Source organism: Gammaproteobacteria bacterium (genome assembly GCA_013001575.1).
Lineage (GTDB): Bacteria > Pseudomonadota > Gammaproteobacteria > Steroidobacterales > JABDMI01 > JABDMI01.
This window is the reverse complement of the sequence record JABDMI010000061.1, coordinates 1-11,289: the sequence shown is the minus strand read 5'-3', so window position 1 is coordinate 11,289 and position 11,289 is coordinate 1. Positions and strand designations below refer to the sequence as shown.

The window sequence follows — 11,289 nt, the reverse complement described above, 5'->3', positions numbered from 1 at the left end:
AGGTGATCACCGGGCCAAACATGGGCGGTAAATCAACCTTTATGCGGCAAACGGCTTTGATCGTTTTACTCGCCCACATCGGGGCCTTTGTCCCCGCCGATTCGGCCAAACTTGGCCCCTTGGACCGCATTTTTACCCGTATTGGTGCCGCCGATGATCTGGCTGGTGGGCGTTCGACCTTTATGGTTGAAATGACTGAAACCGCGAATATCCTGCATAACGCGACGGATAAAAGCCTGGTCTTGATGGATGAGATCGGTCGTGGCACCTCGACTTTCGACGGGCTCTCCCTGGCCTACGCATGCGCACGTCACATCATCAGTAAAGTACGTGCCTTTACGCTATTCGCTACACATTATTTTGAACTGACGGCATTGGCCGAAGACTTTAAAGAATGCGTCAATGTGCATCTGGATGCGACCGAATATAAAAATGAATTGATCTTTTTGCACAAAGTAAAACCCGGTCCGGCTGACCGCAGCTACGGCCTGCAAGTCGCTGCCTTGGCCGGCATCCCGCGAGGCGTAATTCGTAAGGCGCAACAATTCATGGAGCATCTGGAACAACAACAAAAACAAGACGAAGGACTGGGTGGCTTGTTTGCCATGGAAGAACCGCAAGATGAACAAACAGTTGTCGATCCATTGGTGCATGCGTTGGACGATATCGATCCCGATGACCTCACACCGCGCGAGGCCTTACAGAAGTTATATGAGCTTAAGAAATTGAGTTAATTTTTCTTATACGCTTTTATCACAAACCAAATATATCCTATGAATAAAAACGGCAGTAAAAATATAGATAAAAAAGTGATTGACACCAATATTTGATAGGCTAGGTCATTACCCGAAACATCTTCTGGCGAAAAACCTGCCATAATGTTAAATACAACATGTTCAAGATTTAATGCACTGAGCACGGTTACAATCATCACGATTGGTAAAAATGCAGCAATAAATAACTCAACTTTCCCCAGTTTGGCCGATCGTAATAAAAACAATAGCAGAAGTATTACTCTCCATATTGCAACGACCGCTAAAAACCAAACATTGGCGAGTTGTGCTGACTTGATATCAAGAAACCGCTCGACAGGTATTGCATACAATACTGCAGGCAAAGATGTCATTGAGACAAAAATCAGAACTGTCCGGTATGTCCAATTTTTTGGCCTTAGCGGTAATAGCAGGAAATATAAAAGTGCGGATAGAAAAAAACAGTATGCAACCGAGCCCAATCCCAAATGCTGCCACAATTCTGCTTTGGGGTTATCCCAATAACGCCCAACCCCTGCGAGCCATGCGGTAAACAGCCCAAAAAGTAGATAATATGACCCAAACTCACTGAGCTTTGGTTTGAATTCTTTGAAGGTTAAAAGTGCAAATTGATCTTGTATTATTTGTTTTATGGGCTGCAATTTATTTCCCAATTGTCCATTTGGTATCGCTGTCACGCAAAATAAACAACACAAAACAGGCCGCCAACATTGGCCAGGCCGCAAAGAACAACATGTTTGCACCTTCAAAAGGCGCCAGATACTGCTTGAATGATGACAAGGTTGAAACCGCATGCAATACCAAGACTGCGCCGTAGGTGATTTTTTTCTTATAACCGACCACAAACCCCAAAAGCAACAGCATTTCTATCGCACCGATTACATACATCGCCTTTTCATCCAGTCCGCCCATGAAATAAAAGTGTTCAAAAACTTTAATCCCATGCTCGGGATTCAGAAATTTCTCGATCGTCCACATATACATGACCAAAAATACACTTAAGCGTAAAAGCAAAAGAGACAATTTCAGTTTTTTATCTTGATCGTGCATAATTTTGCTCGAATTAATTTTCAGCGGTTTGATTAAACTGCTTCATACTCATGAGTTTGCCTTTGGATGACAATACAAACTCCCAATAGGATTCAATACCGTCTTCGGGCTGTTGTTTCACAACCCAATAACTCCCTGAGCGCTCAGTGGTGAATTGATGCTCCAGATTGGTCAGATCCGAAATCTCGCCACCATGGTAAATGGCGCAATCGATTGCGTCATCACCGTTCTCAAGATTGTCAGGACAATACGGCAATTCGATATTGCGACTCATTTTAGGTAATGCACGGTTACTAATAACCTGAAACGGATTCATGGTAAACAGCATTGAATAAGACTGGCCGTCGTTCTGATAGACCATAAACACACTATTATCTTCAGTGAGTGATTTACTAATAATCTTGTCGTAGGAACTCAATACCGTACGGTAGTTACGGCCTTCCGGAGTGGAAATAGCCAGACTCAATTTATCCTTCTCATCAATTAAACCATCTTGATTACTGTCGCGAGAAACTGTGTCATAGAAAATTGCTTCTGTTCCCTGGCTATCCGGCGTGTAACCAAACGAATTGGGAAATTGATTAATATCAACAATCAGGCGTTGAGGATTATCAAACATCCAGTAAGAACTGTTGTTTTTGGTGTTCATGAACAGGATATTTTTGGCAGCAGTGCGTTGCCCAATATTTGCTGTGGGTGAATCATCTTGACCAGAGATCAAAGGCAACATCATCAAGGGCGTACCTTCTACCGGCTCCGGTAAGCCAAGTACAAACTCACTATCATTCTCTGTCACATTCGCAGACAGATTATCCGAAGTCTGTGATTCTTCTACGGCCGCTGAGGTATCAGTGACATTGATGTTCGTTGGTTTCTCTTGGGCAAAGGCTTCCAGATCTCGCGACAATTTATTATTGGACGATTTAGAATCGTCACTTACATCCATCGCGACAGCCAATGACGAAGACTTGGATTCGTCGGTTGACTTGATATCCGCCTGATCATTTGAGCGCAAAGAATTAATCGCACTCACAATAACAAACAAACAGACTAGTGCGATTATTGAATAAATAATCCAGTCTTGGGTCTTTTTGTCTTGGTGTAATAACTCTTTAATATCCATGTTTCCCCCACCACCTTGTTCTTTTTAGTATTGGGATTGCAGCCTCAATCAACTGTGCATCGTCTTACATATTAAGACGAACGGGGGCCTTGCACAACTACGGCTATCTTGTTGAATTTATGGAAAATAAAGTGTGCCAGATACGACACAGTCCCCAGAATGGCAAATCTTTGGCGGGATGGGGTAAAAAGCACTTCAAACAGAAAATTGAAAGTATGTATCTAGCCCGTGCCTGAACCCAAAATCAATCGCAGTCTTCAAAACTTCCGTTTTTCAAAAAATTGATCACTTTTTCCGAGACTCGTTGCGAAAAGATCAACTGTGTGTGTGACACCGGCACCGTGATGTGTTCTTTATAGCCCGGCAATCTTGTTTCGGCAACTGCAACGGTTCCATCATTTGGACCTTTCAATACTCGGGTCAGGATATTACCAATGCCGGCCGATTTAATACCAGCGATGATGCCCAGCTCATGATGCGAATTCCAGCGGCGCTCTTGCGACTCATTCACCGCGGCTATCGATTTTCCCAAAACTGCCGAGGTTAACGGATGTTGGCGAAAATAGGCGGCAACCTTGCTGCCTAAAAATGGAGAACCCAAAGCCACGACCCGGCCTTTTTTGTGCACATCATAAATGTCGTACATGTGCTGGATGAGTACGCCACCCAAACTGTGCCCCACCGCATGCACCACATCCGCGTCGAGAGATTCAAAATATTCCTTGAGACGTTTGGCGTTATTGTCGAGGTCTTCAAAAACCGAGCGATAAGAAAATTCACTGGTGGAATAACCCGCCTTTTCCAGCCAGTTAGACATAACTTTGGTAGCGGTTCCATGTAAAAACAAACCATGCACCAGGACCACATGCTCTTTTTTCACAGCAGTATCGGCGGCTTCCTGATCGTCTGATTTGTCTTTGCTGAAAACGTCTTGCACGCTTTCCCGGATAGAGTCGACCTGTAGTTTAAAAGCACCGGTTAATTCATCCAGCTTGGTTTTATCATTCATACCCCATTGTGCAGTAAATAATTGTTTATGTTAAGGGAAACGTGCATTAGAAAATAAAAAAACCTGTGCGGCAGTAGCGTACAGGTCTTCGAAATGCTTCGTGATGTCTCAGTAATATTATCCGCAATATCACTCTGCTTCTTTGTACCAGGTAATGCCAGGCGTTAAGGGCAAAACCGTATCGCCTTCATGTTCACCTTCCAGGTCACTGCCTTCGGGCGGTATCTTGTTTGGAATGTGGATCATTTTTCCACGCATGATGTAAGCCTCGCCATTCGGCGAAAAATGCACACGCATGGGGCCCGAGAATATTTTCCCTCGATAATACACGTAGTCCCAATGGAACATCGCAAAGGCCAGTTTTTGATACCAATGCACTGTGAACTCCTAAGACGCTTCAGGATTCGGATTACGTAAACGAATTCCCAATTCACGCAATTGTTTAGCGGGAACATCGCCCGGCGCATCAGTCAACGGGCAAGCAGCGGTCTGGGTTTTTGGAAACGCGATAACTTCACGAATGCTTTGCGCATTGGCCATTAACATCACCAAGCGATCCAAACCAAAGGCAATGCCCCCATGCGGTGGGCAACCGTATTGCAGAGCATCGAGCAAAAAACCGAATTTTTCTCGTGCTTCTTCCGGACTGATCCCCAATAGATCGAAAACCGCCGACTGCATGGCCTGGTCATGAATACGCACCGAACCACCGCCCACTTCGGAGCCATTGAGTACCATGTCATAAGCACGTGAGACCATATGTTCAGGGTCATTTTTCAAGTCTTCTACAGAACCTCGTGGTGCTGTGAACGGGTGATGCAAGGCGTTGTAGCTGTCTTCTTTTTCATCGTAATCGAACATCGGGAAATCAACGACCCAGAGAGGCGCCCAGCCATCGCCGAGCATATCAAGGTCTTGACCCAACTGAACACGCAATGCGCCCAGAGCATCATTAACCACATTGGCTTTATCCGCACCAAAGAAAATGAGGTCACCATTTTTAGCACCGGTACGTTCCAAAATGCCTTTGATGGCGTTCTCGGTCAGGAATTTAACGATCGGAGATTGCAAGCCTTCGGCTCCGGCGCTGACATCATTGACTTTGATGTAGGCCAGGCCTTTGGCACCGTAGCGGGCCACAAACTTAGTGTATTCATCGATCTGTTTACGTGTCAGCTCACTGCCATTAGGCACTTTTAATGCCGCCAAACGACCGCGCGGATCCTTGGCGGGACCCGCAAACACCTTGAATTCCACTCCATCCATCAAGTCGGCAATATCCACAAGTTCCAGCGGGATGCGTAAATCCGGTTTATCGGAGCCGTAGCGTCGCATGGCTTCGGCGTATGACATCCGTGTGAAATCCGGTAAATCCACACCAATCGCCTGCTTGAACAAATGCTTGGTCAACGCTTCCATGGTGGTAATAATGTCTTCTTCATCCATAAAGGATGTTTCGATATCAAGCTGGGTGAATTCCGGTTGACGATCGGCCCGCAAGTCTTCATCACGGAAACATTTCACGATCTGATAATAACGGTCAAAACCCGACATCATCAATAACTGTTTGAACAATTGCGGCGATTGCGGAAGAGCAAAAAACTTGTTTTGATGGGTACGACTGGGTACCACATAATCGCGTGCACCTTCCGGAGTTGCCTTGGTCAACATTGGCGTTTCAATATCAATAAACCCGACATTGTCCAAGTACTCACGCATTGCACGCGTAACCTTGTGGCGCAAGATCAAATTGTTTTGCATATGCTCACGACGCAGATCGATATAACGGAATTTCAATCGCGTATCTTCGTTAGCGTCTTCATCGTGGTGGAACGGGGGAGTTTTTGAGCTGTTAAGAATTTCCATGGAGGTTATCAATACTTCGACTTCTCCGGTGGTCATATTCGAATTAACCGTACCCTCGGGGCGCGGTCTGACCTTACCGCTTGCTTTTAGTACAAATTCGCTACGGCATTTTTCTGCCTGGGCAAAAACCTCGGCATAGTCCGGGTCAAAGACCAATTGCAACAAGCCTTCGCGGTCACGCAGATCAATAAAGATCACACCACCGTGATCTCGCCGCCGGTGCACCCAGCCGGTAACGGTAATTTCTGTATCGATCAGCTCAGCGGTAACCTGACCACAATAATGCGTTCGCATTGACATAGTTTTTCCTGCATTAAATTTGTGTTTTTTAATAACAAAACGCCAGCGAGGTTATTCCATGGCTGGCGTTTGGCGGATTCTCCAAATTGGAAACTTTCACGGAATCCTGATTAGGGCGGCTATTTTACCCTGCTTTTGGGCTGTATTCCCGGGCTTTTTGGGGATTATTCCTGTTCCTCGTCCTGCTTTGCCAGGAAATCTGCCGGGTTCTTCCATTTTGGCACCACCACACCTAGAGAGATGATCATGCGCAGCCCTTCATCCACACTCATATCCAGCTCGATAACGTCCTCAACCGGAAGGATGATGACGAAACCCGACGTTGGATTGGGAGTGGTTGGGACAAATACACTGACCACCTTGCGATTGGTGCGCCCTTGAACTTCCCCGACCTCGGTGGAGGTCTGAAAACACAGACTCCAGGCACCTCTACGCGGATACTCGATCAAACAAACCTTTGAGAAAGCACTGGAGTTGTCAGCAAATACGGTTTCCGCGATCTGACGCGCTCCATGATACACCGTGCGCACCACCGGTATGCGTGACATTAATTTTTCCCACCCGGCAACAATAAATGTCCCAAAGTAATTTCGCGCCAACAAGCCGGTGACCAACAACACCAAAAATGCAAAAATCACGCCCAGTCCGGGAATATTGAAACCCAATAATGTTTCCGGACGGTATTTGAGCGGGATCAACAATAAAGCGCGGTCACTGACGTTGATCAGGAAGCGCACGACAAATATTGTGATGATAACCGGTACCCAAATTAGCAGACCTGCTACCAGGAAGCTACGTAATGCTTTCATTTTAGATTGAGCCATTTTACTTATGCGGCTTTGCCGTCACCCTTATTGCTTGTACCAGTCGATTTATTTTTCGTGGTTGACTTGGACTCACCAGATGCTGAATTAGTTTCACTGCTACCGGCTTTAGACTGATCCGCTTTATTGGCGGCATTCTTGACTTTGCTTTCCTTGTCATCTGAAGAAGCCAGATTGCGTTTATTATCATTCTTAAAGTCTGTTTCATACCAGCCACTACCAGCCAGTCTGAACCGCGGCGCCGAGACCAGTTTTTTCAGGGCATCTTCGTTGCATTCGGGACAGGTGACCAAAGGGGCGTCACTCATTTTTTGTAAGGCGTCGCTTATCTGATTACAAGAACCGCATTGATATTCGTAGATTGGCATGAGGTTAATTTTATGTTTACAGAGCACTTATACATGGGTATGTATAGCTGGAATTCAAGTTCAAACGAGCATTGTACCCGATAAATTATTCTGGATTGCTATTCTTGTTATTAAAGGTAAACGTCACATGATCGTTTTAAACAGTAGCTTGGTACAATATAATTTTGCCGAACTATCGAACCATTGACCGTCCTGACGATCCAGCCTGATCTCGGTATTACGATAAGCCAGTTTACCGACCATTTCCTAGCGAGCATTCAGGCCGCGAATGCCTTCCAGGGCAAACACATTGGCACGCTGGTCGGTTTGTGAATAACGTTGTGATAAGGCGCGTAGGTCATACAAATAGGTATAGTGCCAGGGTAAGGCCCACTCGTCATTCCAGGCCGGACGATAAGCAAAACCCAAACCGCCTTCAATGAATTTTGCATCGGCATTGGCAATGGTATTGGTGGCGATTCTTATGAAAGCTATAACTAGTATTTATAGACAGATTTATTACAACAAAATCAAAAAATTATTCGAGTGTTTACAGATGCAAAGTGGTTAATTTTCAATTTCATTTGCAACAAATTTTTGGGAATCCCCCTACACTCCAAGTGTAAATTTTTATTTAAAAATTCTGAAAAGCACTTTAAAAAATAGGAATCGAACTCTTCAAGCTCCAGATTTTCAATGAGATATATCCAGATTGACCAGATGTCTATGCATTGGCTTTGGTGTAATATGTGCTATTAGATTCAACTCCTTTCAATTGATTAAAATATGAACAAAATAGTCAAGTCACAGGACAATTCTGCGGCCAGTTCTGCATTGAAAACCGGGTTTCGCCGGACTTTGGGCTTATTAATACTTTTTGCGACGGTAACCCTTACCAGTTGCACCGAGTTATTCAGCCCTTTTTTAGATTTCTTCAAGTGATCTGATCATGGATTATCGCACAGACGCCCCCCGCTACATTCGACCACCAGTCAGTCCGCACGGGTTATTTTTATTCTTATTGCCATTACCTCTTTTATTGGTGGTCATGCGTAGTGTATTCACCGGTGATACCAAAGACCTGATGTACGGTGTGATTGCCTCGATCTTGTATTTTTACGGCGCCTGGATCACACGACGCGGATTGAGTATTGAGAAAAAATACGCACGGCGTAAAATTTCCGTGCCTCCAACGCTCCCGCGAAAATTGATCGGCGCCTGTTTATTCGGGGTTGCAACTTTTATAGTCAGTAAATTTATTCGACAACATGACATCCTGTTCGCCAGCTTAATGGGCATTGGGGCCTTTGCCGGTGTGGTCATGGCATATGGAAGAGACCCGAGTAAAGAAAAGTCTGCTGCCAGTACGCCCGATGGTTACAGCACAAGTGATGTTGTTGCCGCTTTGGAAGAAGCCGAAGAAAAGATCATTGATATTGAAAAAGCACGACGCCAGATCCGAAACCTGGAAATGAAAAAGCATTTGCACATCATTACCGGTCAAGCCCGTGAAATCCTGGGATTACTAGAAGAAGACCCTAAAGACTTACGCAAGGCAAGAAAATTCTTGCACACCTACCTGACCGGCGCAAAACGCGTTACTGAAGGCTATGTAAAAGCGATCAAGCATTCCGATAACGATGATCTGTCGAAAAATTATCGCGAAGTACTGGTAAACATTGAAAACGTGTTTGCCGAACAAAAACAAAAGCTCATTGCCCACGATGTTCTGGATGTAGATATCCAGATCGAGGTATTGAACACACGCCTGGAAAAAGAAGGCGTTTAATTACATGTACTATTTTCTTATTTCTACAATATCTAATGCTTAAATTACGGAGACACCCATGAGCGAACACGAACCCCAAATGCAAAAAGAGAGCGACCGCGCTGCAGAAGTAATTGATTCTGCTGTCCAGGTCATGGAACAAGAACTCATCTCCAGCAAGGACATGCTGGAAGCCACCAAGGCTTTGCCGGAAGTGAAAAACGCCATGATCGTCTATCAGGAAGCCGAAGCAGAGGACAAGCAGGCCATTGAAGGACTGATCAACGAGATTGATATGACCGATACCAATTCGATCATCTTTTTTGGCAACAAAGCACAGGAACAACTGTCGACCGTGTCTGAAAACATGCTCGAAGGGGTGCGCAATAAAGATCTCGGCTCGGCCGGTGATTCTTTAAATGAAGTGGTGGCTACTTTACGCGGCTTTGACGTAAGTGGTCTGGACCCGAATGTTAAGCAAAGCTTTTTTGCCCGCTTGTTCGGTAAAGCCAAACCTTTGGTCAAATTCATGCAACAGTACGAGCAGGTGCAAAAGCAGATCGACAGCATTACCAATAATCTGGATGATCATAAAGGCAAGCTCTTGCATGATATTGTTGCCCTGGATCGTTTGTACGAAGCCAATTTGCAGTATTTTCATGATCTCGATCTGTATATTGCAGCCGGTGAAGAAAAATTACGTGAACTGGATGAAGAGACCATTCCGGAAAAAGCCAAACTGGTTTCAGCCACCGACGACATGCTGGAAGCCCAGGAACTGCGGGACATGCGCAGCGCCCGCGATGACCTCGAGCGACGCGTGCACGACTTGAAATTAACCCGTCAGGTCACTTTGCAAAGCTTGCCAAGTATTCGTCTGGTGCAAGAAAATGATAAAGGTCTGGTCACCAAGATCAATTCTACTGTGGCCAACACGATCCCGTTATGGAAACAACAACTCGCCACCGCGGTAACCATTGCGCGATCGGGTGCTGCGGCCAGAACCATCAAAGAAGCCACCGACCTCACCAATGAACTGCTTGAGAAAAACGCCGAGAATTTGCAACAAGCCAATAAAATGACCCGCGAGCAGATAGAACGTGGTGTTTTTGATATTGAAAGTGTTAAAAAAGCCAATCAAAGCCTGATCGATACCATTCAGGAAAGTTTGCAAATTGCCGATGAAGGCAAACGTATGCGTAAAGAGGCCGAAGGGCAATTGATCGAAACTGAAAATGCCCTGCGTAAGCAACTTGCTGCTGCCAGCGCACATGTTAGTGGAAGCTCGTGACTAGTAGTTAGGAGTTAGTACGGGATTTTGCAAGGAAATGGATATTCCGCACTGACATATGTCACGACATTATAGGTGATGTGCAACGCATACCGCTTTGTGGTCAACGGTCTAATGGAAAAGTTCGAGGTGAAAGGCCTTACCGTGCCTGGAAGATCATTACTACAGCCTTGGTCGGTGAATTAATTATCGGGAGTTTGGCCTTAATGGGCGGTGGATTTGAATAGTGTTTAGATAGTTACCCTGCTTCAATGATCGCCATGGTCAAACGTGACGCACACACCATTTTGCCTGCATCATTAACGATCTCGATAGCCCACACATGCGTTGTGCGTCCAATGTGCAATGGTTTTGCGGTGGCGTGCACATGCCCGCTTCTCACGCCGCGCATATGGTTGGCGTTTATTTCCAGTCCAACACCCGCGTAACCGTCCGGACACGCCAAAACGGCTGCACTACTGCCAATGGTTTCAGCCAGAGCAACCGAAGCGCCTCCGTGCAATAAACCCATGGGTTGATGAGTGCGTTTATCCACCGGCATACTGGCCTTGAGATAATCGTGCCCGATCTCGGTGAACTCGATGCCCAAATGTTCGACCATGCAGTCATTACTGAGTTTATTCAATTGTTCCAGGCTGGCTGGTTTTTTCCAAATTGTCATTATTGTTTCTTCTGGTTAATTACTGGAATGCAGAGCCAGGCGATTGCCTTCACTATCCAAAAAATACGCCACATACCCGATCTCTTTACTCACAAATTCTTTTGGCGAAAGAATTGTACCACCGGCCTGTTCAACTCGGTTTAAAACCCTTGAAAGGTCTTCGCCACCATTCAGGTAAACGATCGTGCCTTGCCTGGAAGGTTTGTGTTTTTCATTATAAACAATGGCGCCACCCACTTTGCCTTGCATGAAATCGCATGGAAAAAATCCCATCGGC

At 45.5% G+C, this 11,289-nt stretch carries 14 protein-coding genes; 3 read left to right on the top strand and 11 right to left on the bottom strand.

From position 1 onward, the window contains the following. Nucleotides 1–734 (top strand): DNA mismatch repair protein MutS (locus tag HKN88_05745; GenBank protein NNC97558.1); only part of this gene is annotated, 734 nt, incomplete at its 5' end. Here HKN88_05745 and HKN88_05740 read toward each other — a convergent pair. The 9 genes from HKN88_05740 to HKN88_05700 all read right to left on the bottom strand — a co-directional run bounded on the left by HKN88_05740 (nt 731) and on the right by HKN88_05700 (nt 7,721). Further along, nucleotides 731–1,414: a hypothetical protein gene (locus HKN88_05740; GenBank protein NNC97557.1), complete on the bottom strand. Its 684-nt coding sequence runs from the start codon at nt 1,412–1,414 to the stop codon at nt 731–733. The two genes, HKN88_05745 and HKN88_05740, sit on opposite strands and share 4 nt — an antisense overlap. Before the next feature lies 1 nt (nt 1,415). Next, the gene (locus HKN88_05735; GenBank protein NNC97556.1) at nt 1,416–1,823 is read right to left on the bottom strand and encodes a hypothetical protein; all 408 of its coding nucleotides are present in this window, start codon (nt 1,821–1,823) and stop codon (nt 1,416–1,418) included. 13 nt (nt 1,824–1,836) lie between these two features. Next, a complete protein-coding gene (locus HKN88_05730) occupies nt 1,837–2,946 on the bottom strand; it encodes a hypothetical protein (GenBank protein NNC97555.1) in 1,110 nt (369 codons plus the stop codon). 244 nt (nt 2,947–3,190) lie between these two features. After that, the gene (locus HKN88_05725; GenBank protein ID NNC97554.1) at nt 3,191–3,955 is read right to left on the bottom strand and encodes an alpha/beta hydrolase; all 765 of its coding nucleotides are present in this window, start codon (nt 3,953–3,955) and stop codon (nt 3,191–3,193) included. A gap of 129 nt (nt 3,956–4,084) precedes the next feature. Continuing rightward, nucleotides 4,085–4,333 (bottom strand): hypothetical protein, encoded by a 249-nt coding sequence (locus HKN88_05720; protein NNC97553.1) that lies wholly within the window; start codon nt 4,331–4,333, stop codon nt 4,085–4,087. A gap of 9 nt (nt 4,334–4,342) precedes the next feature. Further along, nucleotides 4,343–6,115, bottom strand: coding sequence for an aspartate--tRNA ligase (gene aspS, locus HKN88_05715; GenBank protein ID NNC97552.1), 1,773 nt, complete (start codon nt 6,113–6,115; stop codon nt 4,343–4,345). Nucleotides 6,116–6,285: 170 nt separating this feature from the next. Beyond that, the gene (locus tag HKN88_05710; protein ID NNC97551.1) at nt 6,286–6,930 is read right to left on the bottom strand and encodes a DUF502 domain-containing protein; all 645 of its coding nucleotides are present in this window, start codon (nt 6,928–6,930) and stop codon (nt 6,286–6,288) included. 20 nt (nt 6,931–6,950) lie between these two features. After that, on the bottom strand, nt 6,951–7,313 hold the full coding sequence (locus HKN88_05705) for a zinc ribbon domain-containing protein (protein NNC97550.1): 363 nt from the start codon (nt 7,311–7,313) through the stop codon (nt 6,951–6,953). Between the two features lie 246 nt (nt 7,314–7,559). Beyond that, nucleotides 7,560–7,721, bottom strand: coding sequence for a hypothetical protein (locus tag HKN88_05700; GenBank protein NNC97549.1), 162 nt, complete (start codon nt 7,719–7,721; stop codon nt 7,560–7,562). Between the two features lie 520 nt (nt 7,722–8,241). Here HKN88_05700 and HKN88_05695 point away from each other — a divergent pair. Further along, a complete protein-coding gene (locus tag HKN88_05695; protein NNC97548.1) occupies nt 8,242–9,081 on the top strand; it encodes a hypothetical protein in 840 nt (279 codons plus the stop codon). Between the two features lie 133 nt (nt 9,082–9,214). Further along, nucleotides 9,215–10,351 (top strand): toxic anion resistance protein, encoded by a 1,137-nt coding sequence (locus HKN88_05690; protein ID NNC97547.1) that lies wholly within the window; start codon nt 9,215–9,217, stop codon nt 10,349–10,351. Nucleotides 10,352–10,589: 238 nt separating this feature from the next. Here HKN88_05690 and HKN88_05685 read toward each other — a convergent pair whose 3' ends face one another. Then, entirely contained in the window at nt 10,590–11,012 is a 423-nt protein-coding gene (locus tag HKN88_05685; protein NNC97546.1) for a hotdog fold thioesterase, read from the bottom strand. A gap of 15 nt (nt 11,013–11,027) precedes the next feature. Then, nucleotides 11,028–11,261, bottom strand: coding sequence for a hypothetical protein (locus HKN88_05680; protein NNC97545.1), 234 nt, complete (start codon nt 11,259–11,261; stop codon nt 11,028–11,030). Nucleotides 11,262–11,289: the final 28 nt, after the last annotated feature.

Coding starts and splice junctions, on each gene's coding strand:
- HKN88_05680 (NNC97545.1), bottom strand. CDS start 11,261: ATGCAAGGCAAAGTGGGTGGCGCCATTGTTTATAATGAAAAACACAAA.
- HKN88_05705 (NNC97550.1), bottom strand. CDS start 7,313: ATGCCAATCTACGAATATCAATGCGGTTCTTGTAATCAGATAAGCGAC.
- aspS (NNC97552.1), bottom strand. CDS start 6,115: ATGCGAACGCATTATTGTGGTCAGGTTACCGCTGAGCTGATCGATACA.
- HKN88_05690 (NNC97547.1), top strand. CDS start 9,215: ATGGAACAAGAACTCATCTCCAGCAAGGACATGCTGGAAGCCACCAAG.
- HKN88_05685 (NNC97546.1), bottom strand. CDS start 11,012: ATGACAATTTGGAAAAAACCAGCCAGCCTGGAACAATTGAATAAACTC.
- HKN88_05695 (NNC97548.1), top strand. CDS start 8,242: ATGGATTATCGCACAGACGCCCCCCGCTACATTCGACCACCAGTCAGT.
- HKN88_05710 (NNC97551.1), bottom strand. CDS start 6,930: ATGAAAGCATTACGTAGCTTCCTGGTAGCAGGTCTGCTAATTTGGGTA.
- HKN88_05735 (NNC97556.1), bottom strand. CDS start 1,823: ATGCACGATCAAGATAAAAAACTGAAATTGTCTCTTTTGCTTTTACGC.
- HKN88_05725 (NNC97554.1), bottom strand. CDS start 3,955: ATGAATGATAAAACCAAGCTGGATGAATTAACCGGTGCTTTTAAACTA.
- HKN88_05730 (NNC97555.1), bottom strand. CDS start 2,946: ATGGATATTAAAGAGTTATTACACCAAGACAAAAAGACCCAAGACTGG.